The organism is Pontibacter lucknowensis (assembly GCF_900156415.1).
Lineage (GTDB): Bacteria > Bacteroidota > Bacteroidia > Cytophagales > Hymenobacteraceae > Pontibacter > Pontibacter lucknowensis.
Genome location: NZ_FTNM01000001.1, coordinates 250,541 through 273,251, shown reverse-complemented (window position 1 = coordinate 273,251; position 22,711 = coordinate 250,541). Strand labels below are relative to the sequence as shown.

Here is a 22,711-nt window from a genome sequence, read left to right as displayed (position 1 = left end):
CTATGAGTAGCAAAGAAAAATTGAAGGTGTTGGTTGTGGATGATGAGCCGAGTATACTGATGCCGCTGGAGTTCCTGATGCGCAAGAGCGGCTATCAGGTGTTTGTGGCCCGCAACGGTACCGAGGCCATGGAGAGTGTAGACAAGGAGCGCCCCGATGTGGTGTTGCTTGATATCATGATGCCCGACGTGGACGGCTACGAGGTATGCCGTCACATTCGCGGGCAGGATAATATGAACGGAGCCAAAGTGATTTTCATGAGCGCCAAGACCAAGGACGCCGACATCAAAAAAGGTTATGACGTGGGGGCAGACCTGTACATTCCGAAGCCCTTTTCGACACGTTTTCTGATGGAGAAAATCAAGGAGCTGACGCAGAGTTAATCGCAACAAAAGAATTGGAGATATGGAGACAGCAACCCAAACTTACCGCTCGTATGCCGAGGCCTACGAAAAAAGCATCCAGGATCCGGAAGGCTTCTGGGGCGAACAGGCGCGGCAGATTGCCTGGTTCGAGGAGCCGAAGCAAATCCTGACCACCGACGAAAATGGCTTCTACCGCTGGTTTGCGGGCGGCAAGCTCAACACGGCCTACCTGGCGCTGGATTACCATGTGGAGAACGGCCGCGCAGACCAGACTGCCCTGATTTACGACTCGCCGGTAACCAACACCATCCGCAAGTACAGCTACCGCGAGTTCCGCGACATGGTGGCCCGATTTGCAGGTGCGCTGCACGGTTTGGGTGTGGGCAAAGGTGATACAGTAGTCATCTACATGCCTGTGATACCGGAGGCAGTAGTCGCCATGCTGGCCTGCGCAAGGTTAGGTGCCATCCACTCGGTGGTATTCGGCGGCTTTGCCCCGCACGAGCTCACGGTGCGTATCGACGACGCCCGTCCGAAGGTGGTTATCTCCGCCTCCTGCGGCATCGAGTTCGACAAGCATATCCCTTACAAGCCATTGCTCGACAAAGCTCTGAATGATAGCAAGCACAAACCCGAGCATACCATTATTTTGCAGCGCCCCTATGTGGTGGCTGACATGCAGCCGGGCCGCGACCTCGATTACGTAGATGTGCTGCAGAAGGCCCAGCCAGTCGAACCGGTGCCGGTAGACGCCCACGACCCGCTGTACATCCTCTATACCTCCGGCACCACCGGCAAGCCCAAAGGCATTGTGCGTGACAATGGAGGCCATGCTGTAGCGCTCAAGTTTAGCATGAAAGCCGTATACGGCGTTGATCCGGGCGATGTGTTCTGGGCCGCTTCGGATGTGGGATGGGCTGTGGGGCACTCGTACCTGGTATACGCTCCGCTGATCCATGGCTGCACCACGGTGCTCTTCGAAGGCAAACCGGTACGCACGCCGGATGCGGGTACATTTTGGCGCATCATCATGCAACACGACGTGAAAGTGCTTTTCACAGCTCCGACAGCCATTCGCGCCATCAAGAAGGAAGACCCCGAAGGTATAGAGAAAATCAAGTATGATCTGCCCTCACTCAAGTACCTGTTCCTGGCTGGCGAGCGCTGCGACCCTGCTACTTACTACTGGGCTAAGGATTTGCTGCGCATACCTGTGGTCGACCACTGGTGGCAAACCGAATCAGGCTGGCCGATGGTGGCGAACATGGTGGGCTATGGATTGAAACCAGCCAAGCCGGGCTCAGCGGGACTGCCGGTGTGCGGGTACAAAGTAGAGATCTTGGGTGAGGAAGGGCAGGAGCTTATACCTGCGCAGGAAGGGTATGTGGCGGTAAAGCTGCCCTTGCCTCCCGGTTGCCTGCCCACCTTGTGGGAAGACAATGACCGCTTCTACAAATCCTATCTTGACCGCTTCCCTGGCTATTACATGACCGGCGATGGGGGCTATATGGATGAAGATGGCTATATTTATATCATGGGACGCATAGACGATGTGATCAACGTGTCCGGTCACCGCCTCTCAACCGGAGAGATGGAAGAGATGGTTGCCTCGCACCCCGCGGTAGCCGAATGCGCCGTGGTAGGTATAGCCGACGACCTGCGTGGACAGCGCCCCATCGGCCTGGTCGTGCTCAAGGACGGACAGAACATCAGCGAAGAACAAATCGAGCAGGAACTGATTGCGATGATTCGGGAGAAAATAGGGGCCGTGGCTTATTTCCGCAACGCCCTGATCGTGAAGCGCCTGCCCAAAACCCGCTCCGGCAAAATTCTCCGCAAAATCCTGCGCAACATTGCCGACGGCGTACACTACGCTATACCTTCTACTATCGACGATCCGGCTATACTCACCGAGATTCATGATGACCTGAAGGAGCGGAAGATTGGGAATGCTTTTTTGGAGTGAGTTTGCTCTTATGAATAGGGGAGATATCTTATAACTGCCAATTGGCAGCTACAGGCGAAGTCCCCCTTTGAAGGGGGTAGGGGGATAACAATCGTTCCCGATTTATACCCGAAGGAACAGGTCGCGACCTATGCGAATCGCGCACCACTAACAATCGAAATAAACCTTAAACACCATAAACAAACCGATATCATGCCTAATATTCAAATCAAATCTTATCAGGAATACGAAGAGGCCTATAAGCGAAGTGTGGAAGACCCGGAAGGGTTCTGGTCCGATATAGCGAGCACCTTTACATGGCGCAAGAAGTGGAACACGACACTGGAATGGAACTTTGAGGAGCCGAATGTGAAGTGGTTTAAGGGCGGCAGACTGAACATCACCGAAAACTGCCTGGACCGTCACCTTAAAACCCGTGGCAACAAGCTCGCCCTGATTTGGGAGCCAAACGACCCGAAAGAAAGATTTGTACGCTATACCTACCGCGAACTCCACGAGAAGGTATGCCAGTTCGCCAATGTGCTCAAAAAGAACGGTGCCAAAAAAGGCGACCGCATCTGCATCTACATGCCCATGATCCCGGAGCTTGCTTTCGCCGTGCTGGCCTGCGCCCGAATCGGTGCCATTCACTCGGTCGTGTTCGCCGGTTTCTCGGCCGTGGCCATGGCAGACCGCATCAACGACGCGCAGTGCAGCATGGTGCTCACCTCCGATGGTCTGAACCGTGGTGCGAAGCAGATTCCGGTGAAGCGTGTGGTAGACGAGGCGCTCGAGCGTTGTGACTCAGTGAAGAAAGTGATTGTAGTCGAGCGTCTGGGCTGGGCCGTGAACATGGTCGATGGCCGCGACGTGTGGTACCACGACGAGGTACAAGGTGTAAGCAAAGACTGCCCTGCCGAAGAAATGGATGCCGAAGACATGCTCTTTATCCTGTATACCTCTGGCTCAACGGGCAAACCAAAAGGTGTGGTCCATACCTGCGGCGGTTACATGGTCTACGCCCAGTACAGCTTCAGCAATGTGTTCCAGGTACAGGAAAACGACATTTACTGGTGCACCGCCGACATCGGCTGGATCACCGGCCATACCTATCTGCTCTACGGTCCGCTCTTGTCAGGCTCTACTTCATTGATGTTTGAAGGCGTGCCAACTTTCCCGGACATGGGCCGCTTCTGGCAGGTAGTCGACAAGTTCGGCGTGAACATTTTCTACACTGCCCCAACTGCCATCCGCTCCCTGATGGGTGGTGATATTGATGATGTACTATCCTATAGCCTCGACTCCCTTAAAGTGCTGGGCTCGGTGGGCGAACCGATTAACGAAGAGGCCTGGCACTGGTACCATACCCACGTTGGCAAGGAACGCTGTCCGCTGGTGGATACGTGGTGGCAAACCGAAACCGGTGGGATCATGATCTCGACCATTGCTAGCATCACCCCGATGAAGCCAAGCCACGCCGCCCTGCCACTGCCAGGTATACAGCCGATTCTGGTAGATGCCGAAGGCAAGGAAATTACCGACAATGAAGTAGAAGGTTACCTCTGTATGAAGTTCCCTTGGCCAAGCATTATCCGTACCACCTACGGCGACCACGAGCGTGCCCGCCTGAGTTACTTCTCGACTTACAAAGGCCTGTACTTCACAGGCGACGGTGCCAAGCGTGACAAAGACGGCCTGTACCGCATCATCGGCCGTGTGGACGATGTGATCAACGTATCAGGTCACCGTTTTGGAACAGCCGAGATTGAAGAAGCCATCAACCACAACTCGCACGTAGTGGAGTCGGCAGTGGTAGGCTATCCACATGATGTGAAAGGGCAGGGAATCTATGCTTTTGTGATTTGCAAAGACGTGCCGGAGCGTGAGGATTACCTGCGTGCCGAGATTATCGAAACAGTAGTGGAGAAGATCGGTAAGATCGCCAAGCCTGACAAGATCCAGATCGTAAACGGTCTGCCGAAGACCCGCTCGGGTAAGATCATGCGTCGTATTCTGCGCAAAGTAGCGGAAGGTGACACCTCTAACCTGGGCGATACCTCCACTTTGCTTGATCCGGATGTAGTGGATGAGATTAAAGCGGGTGCTTTATAGAATTTAGATTGATAAGTTTAGTTGAATGCGTAAAGTCCTGCGACGTTTGTTGCAGGACTTTTGCGTTTTGTAAATACCGCCAGTTTAACGTCAGCGCAACTGGTGGTCCTGCATAAGGCCATTTTGTAACTGACATAGTTAAAGTTTTCAGATATAGGTGACCCTGTGCGAAAATCCTGATTCAGGCAATTGCAATCCTCTGCCCAATCCTGTATCTTCAACAGGTATAACCCGAAGCTATGAAGCCCTCCAATGTCATACAGGAACGCGTGCACGAGTTCTTGAATACCTACCCGCCCTTTAACCTGATTGACCCGGAAAAACTGCGGCAATTGGCCAGGCAGGTGCGGGTGCTATACCTGGAGCCGGAGCAGGTTCTGTTCTCGCAGGACGATCCCGCCCACGAACACTTTTATGTTGTACGGCAAGGCTCTGTTCGATTGGAGCAAAAGACGGAGGGTGGCAATCCCAAATTGCTGGATGTGTGCGACGAAGGAGATGTGTTTGGAGTACGGGCACTGATCGCTAAGAAAAACTATTCCTCTACCGCTACCTCAGCCGAAGAATCACTGGTATACGCTATACCTATCGAGGCTTTTGAACCTATCCTCACCGAAAATCCACAGGTAGCGCTTTACTTCGCGGCGGGTTTTGCGGCGGGGCAGCCGGTGCGTAACCCTACCTTGCGCGATGCGCAAAGGGCACGGGTCGGGCTGAGTACCATTGCACCTTCGTCTATACCGCTGCACCTTGAAGACGCCCTTAAAATCGATACGGCTAAAAGCATTGTTGCTTGTCCGCCTGACACCTCCATCCGGCTGGCCGCCCAAATGATGAGCGACAAGGATTCCAGTTTTATGATGGTAGTGGACGGTGAGGCACGACCCTTGGGAATTCTGACCGACACCGACCTGCGCCGCCAGGTGGTAGCCGGGCATGTGGCCATTGATGATCCGGTAGAGGTGATCATGTCGTCGCCGGTGATTACGACCGTTCCCAATCCGCCCATGGCCGATGCGCTGATCAACATGATCCGGAACAAAGTGAAGCACCTCTGCGTGACCACTGACGGGACTGTTGACTCTAAAGCCCTTGGGGTGCTCACCGAACATGACCTCCTACTGGCCCAGGGCAACAATCCGGCCGTGCTGATCTCTGAGATTCGCCAGACACGCGACATAAGTTCACTTCCTGCCATCCGCGACAGGGCTGAGGAGCTGTTACTGAAGTACCTGGAGCAGGAGGTGAGCATTTCGTTTATCGCCAATATCATCACAGAAATTAACGACGCTATCATTGTGCGGGCGCTGCAGCATGCCGAGAAAGAACTGGGTGAGCCGCCGCTGCATTATTGCTGGCTCTCACTGGGTAGCGAAGGCCGTGAAGAGCAACTCCTGCGCACCGATCAGGACAATGCCGTGGTGTTCGAAGATAAAAATGCTGCGCTCGAAAAAGAGCACCAGGCTTACTTTCTGAAACTAGGTGCTATTGTGCGGGATATTCTGGTGCAATGCGGTTTTGAGAAGTGTCCCGCCGACATGATGGCCAGTAACCCGAAGTGGTGCCAGCCGCTGCATACCTGGAAACAGTACTTTTATAACTGGATACACGAGCCCACCGAAGAGGCACTGATGCATACCTCTATTTTCTACGACTACCGCCCCGTATACGGTGACTTTAGTCTGAGCAGGCAGCTGACGGATTATATTTACGAGAACATCCAGCAGGAGCGCATTTTCCTGCCTTTCCTGGCCAAGCATGCGTTGCAGAGTCCACCGCCACTGAGTTTTTTCCGCAACTTCATTGTGGAGCGGGGAGGGGAGCACAAAAACGAGTTCGATATCAAACTGCGGGCCATGACACCACTCGTGGATGCCGCCCGCGTGCTCACGCTCGACAATCGTGTGGCCGGAGAGAACAACACTTTCAAGCGTTTCGAGAAACTGGCCGAGTTGGAGCCTCAAAACGCGGAGCTATACCGTGAGGCCGCGATGGCATACGAGATCATGATGCGTTTCCGGGCGCTCAGCGGCCTGCGCAACAAGAACTCCGGCCGTTACCTCAACCCCAACCAGCTTAACAAACTCGAGCGGCAGACGCTGCGCAGCACCTTCAAACCGATCAGCGACATACAGGAGCTCCTGCAAGTACGCTTTCAACTTAACTACCTCGGCTAATGGAGTGGCTGAAGGAGTTAATAAACCAGCTGCAACCGGTAGACAAGAATGCGCCGGCTTTTTGGCACAGGTATAGCGCCGCACTGAAAGAGCAACCCTCAAGAGATACTCCCTTGTCAGAAGCCGAATTTGTAGTGTTCGACACCGAAACGACCGGGCTGGACCAACGCAGGGACAAAGTGCTTTCCATCGGGGCAATAAAGGTAAGGGGGCTGCAGGTACTGGTATCGGACACTTTTGAGTGTTTGGTGCAGCAGGAAGGGGCACCAGCTACCAAAAGCGCTGAAGTGCATGGTCTGCTTTCAAGTCAGCTGGAGGGAGGTATACCGGAGCGGGAGGCGGTGGAGGGCTTTATCGACTTTATCGGTAATGCTGTGCTGGTCGGGCAGCATGTGGCTTTCGACATCGGCATGATCAACCAGATGCTGAAGCGGCAAGGTATAAGCGGCAAGCTCCGCAACCGCTCCGTCGACACAGCACACCTGGCCATACGACTGGAGCGCCGCCATGCCGACAGCCATACCCTGAAAACCGCCGAGTACAGCCTCGACGCTCTCTGCGAAAGGTATAATCTGCCCACCGAAGATCGTCACACCGCCTCCGGCGACGCCTTTGCCACAGCCCTGCTATTGCTCAAACTGCTCTCACTAGCTAAAAAGCGGGGCATTACAACATTGGGTGAGCTGATGAAGGGCTAACGTAATTATTCAGCCAAAATCTATCACTGACGTACATGCTTAGATGATCAGTCTATTTTTCAAAATGAAAACACTTTTCCTGGGTTTGGCTCTGTGCTTAACCTTCGTTGGTGAAACTCTTGCGCAAAACACCATCCAGCTGAAAGAATATTTCAGAGAACTGAAGCAGGTAGACGTTACCATAGCAGGGCAGCCCTACACCTTCTTATTCGATACGGGAGGCGGCCAGACCTTTGTATCCCCGGAAGTGGCACAGAAAATCGGTCGACAACCTTATGGCAGCGCAACTGCCTTCCGCATGAACGGGGAGATGTTTCGGTACCAAAAGCTGGATTCAGTTGAAATCAGGGTCGATAACGTTCCGCTTTTTCATGTGACCGTTGGGGTATGGGATCTGATGAGCATACTGCCAGAAGGCCTTCCGAAAGTAGATGGGGTGATCTCGTTGAAATCCTTTCAGGACAGGATTGTGACTGTCGACCTGGCGGCCAGTAGACTCCAGATTGAGACGTCAGCCACTCTTAGAAAGCAACAGGGCAGGCTAACGCTGCTGCCCAGCCGTTTCGCCAATGGGCTAGATGGTAGCGAGCTGACCATTTTCCTGGGTATACCTCATCAGGACCGCTCATACTGGTTTCTGTTAGACACAGGCAATATAAGCGAAGTGCTGCTTTCGCACCAGACAGCCTCCGGGTGGGGCCTACAAAGCGATACGACAGTCCAGCGCACAGCCCTGAACCCGATTGCGATTCAACTTGGCAGGCGAAAACTGGTCAGCAAGGCCGCTGCAGAAAATATCATCTATGACGGGGTACTGAACTACGATGTGATCCGTCAAACCAGAATGACCATTAACTTCCCGGCAGGGCAGGTATGGATGCATTAAAATGGCGAAATTCCTGCATTGCCAGTGTGCCTGGAATATACACAACAGGATAGCAGCAGGGATATCTGTACAATCAATAATTGAATGAAGCTGATATGATGAAAAAGTATCTTCTAACCTTCGCCCTGGGCGCTTTTCTGATGGCCAGCTGTAATAGCACGCCTGATACCGAGGAGACAACTATAACCCAACCAGAACCTGACACGGCACCCGCCGATACAGCTGGCGTGGAAAAAGATAATACCAGGGTTGAAACAGAAGAGGCTGATCGCCTCTGAAAAAATCATCTATACCTTGTTATCTTTGCCCGCAATTAGATCTTAAACAAGCTCAACGCCTGCCCGGAAAAGCCTTCAGTGCTGATGGAGCAGTGGCTGTAGGCCGTGCCATCATCGGGGTGACTTCGCTGCCGTTGGGGGCGCAGGTAGAGATCAAAATGATCGCCAAAAGAAAATAGCATGAAAATCGACGAACAACATAACCCCTGGACCACCCTATCCAGCAGGCAGGTATACCAGAATCCCTGGATAGAAGTGCGTGAAGATCAGGTGCTCAACCCCAATGGTGGAGAGGGGATCTACGGTGTGGTCAGCTTCAAAAACAAAGCCATTGGCATTATACCTGTTGATGACGAAGGCTATACCTACCTGGTAGGGCAGTACCGCTATGCGCTCAACGAGTACAGTTGGGAAATACCAATGGGCGGCGGCCTGATCGAGAACGACATACTCGAGTCGGCGAAGCGGGAACTACAGGAAGAGACTGGTTTTACAGCCGAAAAGTGGACCAACATCGCCCGCCTGCATACCTCCAATTCCGTAACGGATGAGGAAGGCTTTGTTTTCCTGGCACAGGAACTAAAGGCCGGTGAAACAGCTTTTGAAGAAACGGAGGAGCTTCACATCCGGCGGGTGCACTTTGAGGAGGCTGTGCGTATGGTGATGGACAACGAGATAACGGACGCCATCAGTGTGGCAGGTATACTCAAGGCAGCTATACTTTTGCAGCAAGGCGGGTAAGCGTTGAGAAGGCCAACGAGGTGAAGCTCCCCGATTGATAACTGGTGGATTATTCTTACATTTGAAGGCATGAAAGCGCTTAAATACCTGTCCCATCGCATTTATACAACCTGGTGTGTCACCTGGTTTGTGATGCCCTTTGTGGTCACGTATCCGTTTCAGGCAGTGCTTATACGCAAGCAGCGCTGGTATCCGCGCGTGCACAGCATTAACCGCTTCTGGTCATCATCGGCCCTGCGCATGTTCCTTACGCCTTTGCGGGTAGAGTGGCGTATGCGTTTCAATCCTGGCAAGCAGTATATCTTTACGCCTAACCACAGCTCATACCTCGATATCCCGCTATTGCTGCATGCCATTCCGGGTTTTATTAACTTTGTCGGGAAAAGCTCGCTTACCAAAGTGCCGTTGTGGGGAAAAGTGTACGAAAAGCTATACATTGCCGTAGACCGTAAGAGTGCGATCAGCAGTGCCAAGAGTTACATCCAGTCCGTGCGCACGCTGGAGCAGGGCCGCAACCTGGTGATCTTTCCGGAAGGTACCATACCACCCACGGCAGGAGAGGAGCTGCTGGCATTCAAGGATGGCCCTTTTCGACTGGCTATTGAGAAGCAGTTGCCGGTAGTGCCGGTGACGATGCCCTATAACCACAAATTTTTGCCTGATCTGGATGGGAAGCTGAAAGTGCGCTGGCACCCGCTCAAGATCATCATACACGAGCCGATCGAAACCAAAGGCATGACGCTGCAGGACCTTCCTGCGCTGAAGCAGGAAGTATTTCATATTATTCAGGAAGAACTTAAGAAACACAATACGATAGATGTCAACCGATATACAAACCATTAGAAAGATCGCGCACCTGGCCCGACTGGAGTTCAATGAAGAAAAGGAGCAGGAGATGCTGCAGGACCTGAACAAGATACTGAACTGGGTAGACCAGCTTCGCGAACTTGACACCGAAAGTGTGGAGCCGCTTATTCATATGTCAGAAGAAGTGAATGTGATGCGCGAGGACCTGGCACAGAATACCGTATCGCACGACGAAGCGCTGAAAAATGCACCTAGAAAAGACTCCGATTATTTCAGAGTACCGAAAGTGCTCGAATAGTCCGACGGTTTGTCTATGAACAAAATTAAGTTTTGGAACAGTTGGGATGCCGATACCAGGTATCCCTATCTGTTTTTGCTGATCGTGGCTGTGCTGGCGCTCATGCTGGGGGTATACCATTACTTCACCGGCGAGAGCAATTTTATGGCCTGGGATAAGCTGCCTGAACTGCAGGTGGTGCAGGTGCCGGTGCACGAGTTTTCCCGTCTGCTGGAGCCCTTCACCCTGTACGCCGATGGCTACCTGCTCACAGAGCAGTACGATGTGGCAATGCCTGCCCTCAACAAGTTTGCCGCAGTAGCACTGGTGCTGTTGCTGGCTCTCTGCCTGGCATTCTACACAGCTGCCATTACCACCATGAAGCGCATCCCTTATTTTGCAGGTATGCTGCTGCTCATGATGCTGCTGGCTTCCTTCAACCTGGACCTCCTGGGTGTGATCGGGAGCAATACCGGGCAGACCACGTTGCTGGTATTCATCGTTTTCTTTGCTTTGGCCAGCTATGCTTTTCAGGCTTTTTATCAGCAGGTTTCCTTTAGTGTCAGGGTAATGGTGATGATCGCGCTGGTGAGCTTGCTGGGCTCCTTTGTGTACATGGAGTCAGACTTTCCGCCGCTGTTGACCACCCTGCATCTGGCCAACTACAGTTCGCTTGCGCTTATGGTAGCCTCCCTGCTCTTTATGATCTGGGTCGGGTACGAAAACATCAATGCCCTGCTTTGGGTCAACACACAGGCTGCCAAGCCGGAACGTCGCTTTAGTATATGGCAGTTTGTGCTCGTAAGCGTGCTATACCTGGTTACTTTGGTACTGTTATACCTGCGCCATGTGGGCTATGTGAAAGGCGATTTGTTTTACATCAACGCTTTTGTCATCCTACTGATCTCTGCAGTTGCCGGCTTTTGGGGCATGCGTCAGCGCGAGGTATTGTATGGCAGACTGTTCCCCTTTAAACCCACAGGTGCCATCATCTACCTGGTATTTGCAACCATTACCTTTCTGAGCATTGGCTACGCCTATGCCACCGCCAACGACTCCGCTATATCAGTTTTTCATAACCTGATCGTATACACACACCTGTCCTTCGGAGCCTTCTTTTTTGTGTATGTAATGGTGAACTTCGGGGACCTGATCAAGCAGCGACTGGCCGTTTACAAAGTGGTGTACGAACCCCGCAAACTGCCTGTGTATACCATTTACACCATGGGGGCTATTTTGCTGGCCATCCTGGTGATGCGTACCCAGTTCAGGGTGTACTTCAATGCCTATGCCGGTTACTACAGCTACCTCGGCGACCTGTACCAGAGTTCCGACAATTCGATTCTGGCAGAACGTTTCTACAGAGAAAGCGATCTGTTCGATAACCACAACATGAAGGCGAGCTTTAGCTTGTCGGCCATGTATCGTGCCCAGAACGAGCGCAACAAAGAAATTCTGAGTCTGCAGGAGGCACTGGAACGGAGCCCGAATCCGAAGCTATATATCCGTTTGGCGAACCTGTACGACCGCAAGCAGTACTTTTTCGAAAAGCTGTATGTGCTGCAGCAGGGGGCGGAGGCTTTCCCTAAAAATGGGGAGATCTACAACAACCTGGCCCTGCTTTATGCCCAGACCAGTGTGCACGACAGTGTCGCCTACTATTTTGACCTGGCACAGCGTCATGCAGAAAACCAGGATCTGGTGCGCAGCAACCGCCTGGCTTACTATACCCGCCAGGCTATGCCGGATGAAGCCAAGGAGCTGATCACGGAGATCCGATCCACAAAATACAAGCCACTGCGCAGCAACATGGCTGCACTTAACCAGCTGCTGGGACAGACTTCTGATCTTAAAGAAGACGACTTTGTGGCGGATTCGCTGGAGCGGGTAGAGGACCTGACACTATTCTACAACAAAACCATTTCCAGTGTGAACAATGGCGATACATCGCTGTTGAAGCCTATCAACCGCTATCTTGGTTCTCAGGAGAACAGACTCTTTATGGAAGACCTGCTATACCTGAAGGGCCTGGTGCACCACTACGATGGCAGGCCGAAAGAGGCACGCAGCGTAGTTGAGAACCTGGCGCTGGCCGCAGGGGAGCGCAGCGGTTATTATTACAATGCGTTGGGGCATTGGATGATGGAGGAAGAGAACTACGGTGCCGCCGCCCATTATTTCAAGGAGGCCAAAGACAGAGGCTTTACGCAGGCCTTCCTGTCCCATGCCTATGCGCTGGCCCTCAATCACCAGACCGATGAGGCTGTAGAAGCTCTCCGCGAAGTTGCCTTTACAGAGATAGAGTCGGCGGTTGCGGTGGCACAGTCGCTGGAAGAGGTGCTGGAACAGGCGCCATCTACCATCATCACCCAGGCCCCGGACCACGACAAGGTGCAGTATCTGATCGCATACCTGCCTGATTTGCTGCCCGAAGATGTAGACCGCATCGTGAAGAGCGTGCAGGAGAAAGACCTGCGCCGTGAGGCATTGGTGGCCAAGGTAGACTATTTTATGGGAAGACGGGAGTGGAAGCAGGCCAATGAGGCCATAAAAGAGGCAGCTACCGCCCTGCGACCAGAAGGAGAGCTCCGCTCAAAACTTAACCTGCAGCAAATGCGCCTGTGGCTGAATACTAAGAACCACGAGGTGCTGGTGAAACGGATGGACAACCTATACCTGACACCGAAGGATAAGCGGCAGAAACTCTACTTCAGGGCTAAAATTGCTGAGATAAAGGGGCGTGACCGTGAAGCTGCCGAGCGTTACAGCCAGGCACTCAAAATGCTGTTGTACGATGAGCAGGTGGTAGAGGACGCCGCCGCTTTCTTTGCCCGATACAGTCCCGCTGAGATGCAGGCTTATAACATTCTGCTGGACGGAATCACCTATAATCCATACTCTGCCAGGCTCTACAAAGCCTATGCGCTTGAGAGTGTGAACAGGGGACTTGTCAGCTACGCAGACCAGGCACTTGTTTCGCTTCGCAGCTTGCTTCCTGCTTCGGAATATAGTACTTTTAAAGAGAAATTTGATAAACAGCGCCGAGCTAAGGAGGCAGAGGCGGACCAGTGGCAACTCTAAAACAGGTTCTATGAGCACCATCATCGAGACACACGATATTTCGAAAGTATACCGCATGGGAAGCGAAACCATCCATGCGCTCAAGTCCGTGTCTATCAAGATAGAGCGAGGAGAGTATGTGGCGTTTATGGGTCCTTCTGGTTCCGGGAAGTCAACGCTTATGAATATCATTGGCTGCCTGGACACCCCTTCCGGAGGGCAGTACATCCTGAACGGGAATGATGTGAGTAACATGACTGACAATGAATTGGCCGAGGTTCGGAACAAGGAGATCGGTTTCGTGTTTCAGACCTTTAACCTGTTGCCGCGCCAGAGCTCTTTGGAGAATGTGGCCCTTCCGCTTATTTATGCCGGGTATAACAAATCTGCGCGTGAGGAGAAAGCCCAGCAAGCGCTGGAAAGTGTGGGCCTCGGTAACCGTGGCAAGCACAAGCCAAACGAACTGTCGGGTGGACAGCGGCAGCGTGTGGCTATTGCCCGTGCGCTTATCAATGACCCAAGTATCATCCTGGCCGACGAACCGACCGGTAACCTGGATACCAAGACCTCTTACGAGATCATGGAACTGTTCGAGAACCTGCACGCCAAAGGAAACACCATTATCATGGTGACGCACGAAGAGGACATCGCCAAATACGCTCACCGTATTGTGCGCCTTCGCGACGGACTTATAGAATCAGACGAAATCAACCACGATGTGACAACGCATGCAAATCTAAACGCTGCGCAATAGCTCATGAAAATTTACACCAAGACAGGCGACAAAGGCACCACTTCACTTATAGGAGGTACTCGTGTAGCCAAGTCGCACCTACGCATAGAAGCCTACGGCACCGTAGACGAACTTAACTCATACATCGGACTGGTACGCGACCAGGAAGTAAACAAGAGCCGGGCCGACATCCTGAAAGAGATACAGGACCGCCTCTTCACCATCGGCTCCACACTGGCCACCGACCCTGACAAGAACACCAAAATGGTGACCCCCGACCTGCATGCAGAGGATGTCACCCTGCTGGAGCAGGAAATAGACAAGATGACGGCTGAAGTGCCTCCGCTGCGCTCCTTTGTGCTGCCAGGCGGTCATCAGTCTGTTTCATTTGGCCATCTGGCCCGCTGCGTGTGCCGCCGCGCTGAGCGCCTGGCCATCCGCCTGCAGGAAGAGTCGCCGGTAGACGATCTGGTGATCATGTACCTCAACCGTCTGTCCGATTATCTGTTCGCTCTTTGCCGCAAAATGACGTATGAGTTACAGGCTGAGGAAATTGCCTGGAAGCCACGCGTCTGATTACATTGTTCAACTAATAATTCCCTTTATTTATGTCAGTTGATACCCTAACTATACCTACTCAGTGCGTCCCGCAGAGCCGCATTTCTGAGCTGGACTTCAATAATATTGAATTCGGGAAAATCTTCGCCGACCACATGCTGGTAGCCGACTACAAAGACGGCGCCTGGCAGAACCCCGAAATCAAGCCCTACGGCAACATGTCGCTTAGTCCGGCAACCTCAGCCCTACACTACGGCCAGGCTATCTTCGAAGGTATGAAGGCTTATAAAAACGCAGACGGTGACATCCTGCTGTTCAGACCGCTCGATAACTTCAAGCGACTGAACATTTCTGGAGACCGCATGTGCATACCTGAGCTGCCCGAAGAGATCTTCATGCAGGGGCTGGAGCAATTGCTGCGCCTGGACGCTGCCTGGGTACCGCCAACAGCTGGTTGTGCACTGTACATCCGTCCGTTCATCTTCGCAACGGATGAGTTTATTGGCGTGCGTCCATCATCCAGCTACCGCTTTATGGTGTTCAGCTGCCCGGTAGGCGCCTACTATGGTCAGCCGTTGCGCGTTGCCATTGAGCCAAACTATGTGCGCTCAGCAGAAGGTGGTGCCGGTTATGCCAAGGCCGCTGGTAACTATGGCGCTGCCCTATACCCTGCACGCAAAATGCAGGAACGCGGCTATCACCAGCTTATCTGGACTGACTCGCGCGAGCACAAGTACATTGAAGAGTCCGGTACCATGAACGTGATGTTTGTGATCGATGACAGGATTGTAACGCCTGCTGTAAGCACCACGATCCTGTCAGGCATCACCCGCGACAGCGTGCTGCAGATAGCCCGTGACAAAGGTATACCTGTAGAGGAGCGTAAGGTAGCTGTGAGCGAGATTGTGGAGGCTCACAAAGCCGGCAAGCTACAGGAAGCATTCGGTACGGGTACCGCTGCTACTATTGCCCAGATCGCCACCATACATTACAACGGCGAGGACATGGACCTGCCGGCAATAGAAGGTCGCGAGATCTCCAATGGCATTGCAGCAGAGTTGGATCGCATTAAGACAGGTCAGGCACCTGACCCGCACAGCTGGATCTATAAGATCAGCCTATAGTAATCAGATAAAAGTAAATGCTGGACTGGAAGCGTATACGGCTTTTGGTCCAGCATTTTAGCGTTAAATAAAAAACAGAAAACATGACTTCAGAACAATTGAAGGAATTAAAGGCTCGTGTTGAAGCCTTGAGGAGGTATCTTTGACTACGATAACAAGAAGCAACAGATAGCCGAGACAGAAAGGCAAACACTGGCACCTGACTTTTGGGACGACCCGAAAGCAGCTGAAAAAGTACTTAAAGAGGTAAAATCGCTGAAGGTATGGACTGACCACTATGAAGAAGTGGAGAAAACGGTTTCTGACCTGGAAGTGCTTTTCGATTTCTACAAAGAAGGCGATGTGTCGGAGGAAGACATAAAGCTGGAAGCGAAAAAGGTAGAAAGCGCTATTGAAGGGCTGGAGTTCAAGCGCATGCTAAGTGGCGAAGAGGACCAGTTGAGCGCCATTCTGGAGATCAACCCGGGTGCAGGCGGTACCGAGAGCCAGGACTGGGCCGAGATGCTGATGCGCATGTACATCATGTGGGCCGAGTCGCATAATTTCGGCGTGAAGCAGGTCAACTACAATCCGGGTGAGGGAGCAGGTATAAAGTCAGCTACCCTGGAGATCACCGGCGACTTTGCCTATGGCTATCTTAAATCTGAGATAGGGGTACATCGTCTGGTTCGTATCTCCCCATTCGACTCAGGCGGACGACGCCATACTTCCTTTGCTTCTGTATTTGCCTACCCTGTGGTGGACGATACGATCAACATCGAGGTGAACCCGAGCGACATAGAGTGGGATACCTTCCGCTCAGGAGGCGCCGGGGGCCAGAACGTAAACAAAGTGGAGACTGCAGTGCGTTTGAAGCACAAGCCGACAGGCATCGTGATTGAGTGCCAGATCGAGCGCTCACAGCTCATGAACAAAGAGCACGCCCTGCGTATGCTTCGCTCACGCCTTTACCAGATAGAAATAGACAAGCGAAACGAAGAGCGGGACCGTGTGGAGAGTACTAAAAAACGCATCGACTTTGGCTCCCAGATACGCAACTATGTGCTGCACCCTTACAAGCTTGTAAAGGATATCCGGACAGGCGTAGAGCGTTCTGATGTGCAAAATGTGCTGGACGGTGACCTGAATGAATACATCAAGGCATTCCTGATGCAGGCATAAGGAGAGATTGAGGCTATACCTGACTCCACAAAAAAGAGGCTCCTGAAAGGGAGCCTCTTTTTTGTGGAAAATATCGGAATTTACTGTGTATCTGGCTGTCCATCTACCCACCATACAGGGTCGGAGAATATCTGCGTGCCCCTGATGTTTGGAACATTTGCCTCATTGGTGTCCAATTCGTTTTGCGCATATGGAAAACGAACTGGTGGAGGTGAGATCTGGTGTTGGGCAACAAAGCCAGGAATGCCCGTTCTTCTCCAATCGTTGTAGGCCTCAAAGGGCTGGAACAGCCAGAAAGCAATCCACTTCTGGAGGATAATAGCCTCCTGTGATACAGTGCTGGCGTTTGCTGCTATATATGCATCAATTGCTGCAGCTGGTGCATTTATTTGTCGTTGCATGGCAGCCCTGATTCCATTTTGATAAGCAGTAAGCGCTTCGCCTGTATTGCCTAACCTCAGCTGTGCCTCTGCCTGTATGAAGAGCAATTCGTCATAAGTCATCATTGGCATAGGCGCGGTCGCATTAAGCACAGCCGCTGTTGGATCAGAGAAGGCTCTGTTTGCCTGGTCGTTTATCTGTGTTCCATTGGGAGCCCCTGTGATAACTCCCGGATCACGGGCTGGTGCCACCATGGCCTCCAGGCGTGGGTCGTTCAGGTTTTGAAGCGTAGTCACGAAAGATTGGCTTACAGCGTGGTGACTACGGTCATTCGATTCCTGGTACCACGGATGTTCACCGATTGCTGCGGCAGTGTATCGCCGGAAGACGAGGTTGTCTGCAGCGCTCTGAAAACCCTGTGCAGCCGCTTCCAGCGCAGCCGTTGCAGATCCCTGCGGGTCAATATTGCTCAGGCGGTTATAATAACGTGCCTTCAGAGAATAAGCAGCCCTTGTCCATAACTCAGCACTGCCCCCATAAATCAAATCCTGGTTGCCAGGCGAGGGAGCCGTTGTTGCTAAGTCAACGATCGCCTCATCTAGCAGGCTTTGTATCTGCGTATAAACTTGTTCCTGCGAATCGTATGTAGGAGTGCGGTTCTCGACTCCCTGCCCAGCCTCTGCAGAGGGTACAGGTCCCCAGGCATCGGTTGCTACAGATAAGGTATAGGCTTTCAAAACTTTTGCTATACCTACGTGCCTGAAGTTTCCTTCCTCCTCACCGCCTGCAGAACCTCTTTCAATAATGATGTTAAGGTCAGGTAGCACGCCCGCATAAATGTTGTTCCACATGTTATTCACCAACGTGTTATTCTGGAGACCAGACCGGCGATCTGCCTCCTGTAACTGTGCGTGCACACCGGCGGTATGCTGTACAAAAACAGATGAATACCAGGCTAAGTCAGCCCCTGTAACAGCTGTAGGTACGTTTACTGTTACCTGTGGGAGCAGTAGGTTGACCGAGACTTGTTCCGGGCTATTGGGGTTGGTGTCAATTTCGTCTAATTTATCCTCGTCGCAGGCAGTGCCTCCTATAATAAGAGCTGCTGCTATGAGAAAGCTGTAAAATCTATACTTCTTCATGATCGTGTGATTTCTGTCCATTAAAATGTTAACCTTAAACCAGCACCAAAGCTCCTTGCCTGAGGAAGCGTCACATACTCAAGTCCCTGGAAGTTAGTACCGCCACCCACGCTTGTCTCCGGGTCAAAGTTCGGGTAGTCTGTTATGAGAAAGAGGTTGCGGCCTGTCAGCACGATAGAGGCATTCCTGATGAAAGTGCGTTCTAGCAAGCTTGTTGGCAGGGAGTAGCTTAGAGCCACTTCTCTGAGCCTTACAAAAGAAGTAGAGTAGACGTTTGATTCGTCGATGGCGTCCATGGCACTGGACCAGAAGTTCTGTCCTCTAACGATTTCAATGTCATTGTCTCCTTCTACGACAAGGTCACCATTGGTATCCAGGAAGCCTTTCACGCCAGGATAGACATAAGGACTTTCACGGTCTTCTGTAATTTCAGCCATACCGTACAGCTTCAGAAGTCTTGTATTGCCTGCATACATATTGCCACCCTTTCTCCAGTCTACCTGTGCAGTCAGATTGATGCCGCCGAAGGTGATGCCGTTTGTAAAGGATATTTCGAAGTCTGGCTGCACATTGCCTATGTTTTTAGCCTCACCAGCCAAAGGCATGCCGTAGAATGGATTTGGATTACCACCTATGGTTTCACGACTATCCACTACAACGTTGCCATTATTGTCCCTCACGAATGAGGAGCCAAAAATGATGGGGTATAAAGCTCCCGCCTCGGCTCTTACGTTAGGTGTAACGAAGCCTCCCAGGAAGATACTCTCAACACCCTCGGCCAGCTCGACTACTTTGTTTCTGTATCGGGTAAAGTTTGTGGTGAACGTCCATTCGAAGTTGTCGTTTCTTATAGGGATAAGATTGAAAATCAACTCATGGCCTTTGGTTTCCAACCTACCGGCATTTCTAAACTCAGATGTAAAACCAGATGATGCGGCAACAGGGACGCTGAATATTTGGTCTTCTGTTGTCTGCACATAATAGGTGTAGTCTAAGGTGATCCGGTTGTCCAGGAATCTGAAATCGCCACCAAACTCAATTGTTCTGGTGTTTTGTGGCCTTAGCTCTTCTGTTCTGAATACGGCGCTACGGGTATAACCAATTGTGTTGTTGAATGGGAATTGGATACCGTCATTCAGGAAACCGCCCACGTTCAGGGCACCGCCAGGTATGAAAATGTTTCTGGTTATGTAAGCCTGGTCAGGGGCCTGACCTGCCTCAGCATATGAAGCCCTTAGTTTACCGAAAGTAAGGATGTCGTTCTGAAGCTCGAAGGCATCTGTAAATGCAAAGCCAATGCCCACTGAAGGATAGAAGAAAGTACGGTTGCCACGCGCCAGGTTAGACACATAATCCTGACGGGCAGATGCGTTTAAGAACAGATAGTCTCTGAAACCTACTTCGGCGTTGGCATAAAAACCAGCTACTCGTCTGCGGGTAATGGTCTCGCTGGCGTTCTGCACAACAGTGTTGCCAATGTTACGGAAACCACCTTGTGCAATACCACGGCCTACCGTTGATATCAAACGGTTTCTGATGTCATATACCTCATTGCCAAGCAGCAGGTTGGCACTAAGATCCTCTGAGAAATCACGGTTAAAACTAACAGAGAGGTTAGAGTTGATCTGATTCTGATTGAAGGCATAGTCATTTATTTGGCCACCGCTTGGCTGTGCAGTTCTACCTCCTGTAAAGCCTGATCCAAGCTCGTATACCTCTTTACCATCTGTGATAAAAAAGTCTCCGCCAAGTCTATAGTTTAGAGTTATCCAATCGAGCGGTTTGTAGGAAACGTTTGCAGTGCTGATAATGCGGCGGGTATCTTCATAGAATTGGTTATTGGCCAATGCCCAGCGTGGATTATCGATCGCACCTCGGTAGTTGAACTGTCTGTATGGGTTGAGTGGATCAGCAAAAGGGAGCCCCCACAGGTCAAAGTTTCTCGGTGCTGCATACAATGTGAAAAGCGGATTGGAAAGGTTAGATCCCCCGGGCACCTTATCAATGTGTACATCCGAATAGTTTGCAGAAGCACCGATCGTTACTTTGGGGTGAACATTAAATTCACCGGCAACCTTGCCGTTAAAACGCTCCATACCCGTTGTCGGAATTATGCCTTCCTGATCTGTATAGCCTAAAGTGACAGCGTAGTTGCCTATCTGGCCGCTGTTGGCGATCGTGAGACTGTTTGTTGCCGTATGGCCAGTCTGGAAGAAGGGGTCCACGTTGTCAAAGACCCTGTTTCCTGGCGCGGTTTCCCCTATGGCGTTGGTCACATCGCCGAGCTCGCTTATTCTTGGTCCCCAGGATAGCGAGGAGTTGTTTGAGTATTGCCCTCCAGAGCCCTGGGAGTAGGTGCTTTGTAAGTCTGGAAGCCGTGAGGCACGGTCTATCTGATAGTCAGAAGAGAATGTCACTGTAGCAGCTTTTCTTTCCTCCAGGCCCCTGCCTCTCTTGGTAGTAATAATAACCACCCCGTTGGCAGCACGGACCCCGTACAAGGCTGCTGCTGCACCGCCTTTCAGCACAGATATCGATTCGATGTCATTTGGGTTGATATCTAGTGCACGTGCTGAGGCATCGGTGCCGCTCACACCGCCAACACCTATACCTGCACCACCTGCTTGCTGGATGGCATCACTTTCGATTGGCATGCCATCGACTACATACAGAGGCTGGTTGTTGCCTACCAAGGAGCGTGCCCCCCGAATCGTGATTTGCGATGATGAGCCCGGCATACCACTAGACTGGCGCACTACTACGCCTGCCACCTTGCCTTGGAGAGCATTGGTGACGTTCGGGTGGTTAGCACGTGTTACGGCTTCACCTTCTACCTGCTGCACCGAGTAACTCAAAGCTCTTTCTTCCCTTTCAATACCAAAAGCCGTCACAACAACTTCGCTCAGTTGCCTGGTGTCTACGCTTAAGGCTACATTGATTGTGCTCTGATTGTCGATATTGCGTGAAACGGTGGCATAGCCAATGAAGCGGTAGGTAAGTGTATTGGAGCCAGCCGGCACATTGATGGAGTATTCTCCGTTGGCTCCGGTAGCGGTGCCGACGTTGGTACCTTGTACCAGCACTGCGACACCGGGCAGTCCTTGCCCTGTTTCCTGATCTGTCACGGTACCCGTAACCGTTCTAGTCTGGGCCATGCCTTGTTGAAAAAGGGCGAGCACCAGAATAAAACTTACTAGTAGTAGTTTGTTCATGTTCCCAAAAAGTTTTGGATTCAGAAGATGTATAAAATCAATTCGGCAAAAGTGCCAGAAGCTAAGGCACTTAGTGGTGAGGAAGGATTAGAAGAGTCTTTTCTTTAAAAAGGGACTCTGTAATGCTCAATAGAATGTTAAAACATTAAATATAGTAGTGTATTGATTTTTTAATGTTAAAATTCAATTTACTAATCATAACATTATACGTGTTAAATTTTAATTGGCACTTGATTTATAGCATTTTAACTAAAAAACAATGTTGTAATATTGAGTTTCTGTTATTCATATATTTATATTTTTAATGTTGTAATGCAGCTGTTTGGCTATAATCTGAGGGAGAGTGATCAGGAAGCAGGGGAGAGAAGTGCGCTTAGAAGCGCTTTTCAAATTTTGTAGCTACGCTCCGCACCATGAAGTATGTGTCAAATGCTTCTGAGTAGGTTTGGGACTGCCAGTTGTGAAGTTATGCTGGCCGGAATCTGGCTGTATATAGAAAAGGATACCTATTGTGGTTCCAGTTTGGGTTAGAGGTTGAAGAATTAAGGCTAAAGATGATTTGGGGTGCTGATAAAATGGTGTGTGTTATAACACTGAATAAGAATAACTTATGAGTATTGCGATTTGATGTGTATTAATTGTTTTGGTGATATGTTGAGGTTGTATTTCGAGGGAGTAGGTTGTAGTTGTGTGAAATTCAGTGTATTATATATAAATACGCCTATTCTGTGATGTTGATAATTTGTAATAACACAAGATGAAGGGTTAAATGGCTGAAAAAGACCTAGATAAGGTTGGAGAATTTTGAATAGCAGTTTTGTATATATTGAAAAAATATTCTTAGTTTGGAGCATCCAAATAGTCTGTAAAGTTTGCTTAAGTACTAAACAAGCTTGATTTATTTCTGTTGAGAAGCTAAATACCGGCACACTTTTATGCAGCTTTTTTACCAGTTAATTAACGATACTCTACGTGTACAGGCCAGCATATGCGATATGCTGATTGTAAATCTTAAACCTTAAATCTTAACTACTATTTATCTTTCACCTCAATT

At 51.1% G+C, this 22,711-nt stretch carries 18 protein-coding genes; 15 read left to right on the top strand and 3 right to left on the bottom strand.

Annotated features, from left to right (window positions below; genetic code table 11):
• Window positions 1-2: 2 nt before the first annotated feature.
• The 7 genes from BW972_RS01185 (at window position 3) to BW972_RS01155 (ending at window position 8,461) form a co-directional block, all read left to right on the top strand.
• The gene (locus BW972_RS01185; protein WP_007653688.1) at window positions 3-383 is read left to right on the top strand and encodes a response regulator transcription factor; all 381 of its coding nucleotides are present in this window, start codon (window positions 3-5) and stop codon (window positions 381-383) included.
• Between the two features lie 22 nt (window positions 384-405).
• Window positions 406-2,331, top strand: a complete 1,926-nt coding sequence (locus tag BW972_RS01180) for a propionyl-CoA synthetase (protein ID WP_076420527.1) — start codon at window positions 406-408, stop codon at window positions 2,329-2,331.
• A gap of 159 nt (window positions 2,332-2,490) precedes the next feature.
• The gene (gene acs / locus BW972_RS01175; RefSeq protein ID WP_262502645.1) at window positions 2,491-4,422 is read left to right on the top strand and encodes an acetate--CoA ligase; all 1,932 of its coding nucleotides are present in this window, start codon (window positions 2,491-2,493) and stop codon (window positions 4,420-4,422) included.
• A gap of 239 nt (window positions 4,423-4,661) precedes the next feature.
• Window positions 4,662-6,599 carry a DUF294 nucleotidyltransferase-like domain-containing protein gene (locus BW972_RS01170; protein WP_076420523.1) on the top strand — a complete coding sequence of 646 codons (1,938 nt, stop codon included), beginning with the start codon at window positions 4,662-4,664 and terminating at the stop codon, window positions 6,597-6,599.
• Window positions 6,599-7,297 (top strand): 3'-5' exonuclease, encoded by a 699-nt coding sequence (locus tag BW972_RS01165; RefSeq protein WP_076420521.1) that lies wholly within the window; start codon window positions 6,599-6,601, stop codon window positions 7,295-7,297. The genes BW972_RS01170 and BW972_RS01165 overlap by 1 nt, the downstream gene beginning before the upstream one ends.
• A gap of 64 nt (window positions 7,298-7,361) precedes the next feature.
• Window positions 7,362-8,183: a retropepsin-like aspartic protease gene (locus tag BW972_RS01160; RefSeq protein WP_159439833.1), complete on the top strand. Its 822-nt coding sequence runs from the start codon at window positions 7,362-7,364 to the stop codon at window positions 8,181-8,183.
• A gap of 98 nt (window positions 8,184-8,281) precedes the next feature.
• Complete coding sequence (locus tag BW972_RS01155) at window positions 8,282-8,461, top strand: hypothetical protein (RefSeq protein WP_143731793.1); 180 nt, start codon at window positions 8,282-8,284, stop codon at window positions 8,459-8,461.
• Window positions 8,462-8,496: 35 nt separating this feature from the next.
• Here the strand turns inward: BW972_RS01155 and BW972_RS19780 are convergent, their stop codons facing one another.
• Window positions 8,497-8,643, bottom strand: a complete 147-nt coding sequence (locus tag BW972_RS19780; protein WP_155800512.1) for a hypothetical protein — start codon at window positions 8,641-8,643, stop codon at window positions 8,497-8,499.
• Here BW972_RS19780 and BW972_RS01150 point away from each other — a divergent pair.
• From BW972_RS01150 to prfB, 8 genes are all read left to right on the top strand, one after another.
• Window positions 8,642-9,202 (top strand): NUDIX domain-containing protein, encoded by a 561-nt coding sequence (locus BW972_RS01150; protein WP_076420515.1) that lies wholly within the window; start codon window positions 8,642-8,644, stop codon window positions 9,200-9,202. The two genes, BW972_RS19780 and BW972_RS01150, sit on opposite strands and share 2 nt — an antisense overlap.
• Before the next feature lie 69 nt (window positions 9,203-9,271).
• Window positions 9,272-10,045, top strand: a complete 774-nt coding sequence (locus tag BW972_RS01145) for a lysophospholipid acyltransferase family protein (protein ID WP_143731791.1) — start codon at window positions 9,272-9,274, stop codon at window positions 10,043-10,045.
• Window positions 10,020-10,307 (top strand): Asp-tRNA(Asn)/Glu-tRNA(Gln) amidotransferase subunit GatC, encoded by a 288-nt coding sequence (gatC, locus tag BW972_RS01140; protein ID WP_007653720.1) that lies wholly within the window; start codon window positions 10,020-10,022, stop codon window positions 10,305-10,307. The genes BW972_RS01145 and gatC overlap by 26 nt, the downstream gene beginning before the upstream one ends.
• Window positions 10,308-10,322: 15 nt before the next feature.
• Complete coding sequence (locus BW972_RS01135) at window positions 10,323-13,367, top strand: tetratricopeptide repeat protein (RefSeq protein WP_076420513.1); 3,045 nt, start codon at window positions 10,323-10,325, stop codon at window positions 13,365-13,367.
• A 10-nt stretch (window positions 13,368-13,377) separates the two neighbouring features.
• Complete coding sequence (locus tag BW972_RS01130; protein WP_007653723.1) at window positions 13,378-14,100, top strand: ABC transporter ATP-binding protein; 723 nt, start codon at window positions 13,378-13,380, stop codon at window positions 14,098-14,100.
• Between the two features lie 3 nt (window positions 14,101-14,103).
• Window positions 14,104-14,655, top strand: coding sequence for a cob(I)yrinic acid a,c-diamide adenosyltransferase (locus BW972_RS01125; RefSeq protein WP_007653725.1), 552 nt, complete (start codon window positions 14,104-14,106; stop codon window positions 14,653-14,655).
• 32 nt (window positions 14,656-14,687) lie between these two features.
• Window positions 14,688-15,761, top strand: a complete 1,074-nt coding sequence (locus BW972_RS01120; RefSeq protein WP_007653726.1) for a branched-chain amino acid aminotransferase — start codon at window positions 14,688-14,690, stop codon at window positions 15,759-15,761.
• 83 nt (window positions 15,762-15,844) lie between these two features.
• Window positions 15,845-16,922, top strand: a protein-coding gene (gene prfB, locus BW972_RS01115) for a peptide chain release factor 2 (RefSeq protein ID WP_143731789.1) whose coding sequence is annotated in 2 segments (ribosomal slippage) — window positions 15,845-15,904 and window positions 15,906-16,922 — 1,077 coding nt in all. Because the reading frame shifts where the segments join, the coding sequence is not laid out codon by codon here.
• 80 nt (window positions 16,923-17,002) lie between these two features.
• Here the strand turns inward: prfB and BW972_RS01110 are convergent.
• Window positions 17,003-18,445: a SusD/RagB family nutrient-binding outer membrane lipoprotein gene (locus BW972_RS01110; RefSeq protein WP_159439832.1), complete on the bottom strand. Its 1,443-nt coding sequence runs from the start codon at window positions 18,443-18,445 to the stop codon at window positions 17,003-17,005.
• 20 nt (window positions 18,446-18,465) lie between these two features.
• The gene (locus tag BW972_RS01105; protein WP_083674044.1) at window positions 18,466-21,657 is read right to left on the bottom strand and encodes a SusC/RagA family TonB-linked outer membrane protein; all 3,192 of its coding nucleotides are present in this window, start codon (window positions 21,655-21,657) and stop codon (window positions 18,466-18,468) included.
• Between the last annotated feature and the right edge of the window lie 1,054 nt (window positions 21,658-22,711).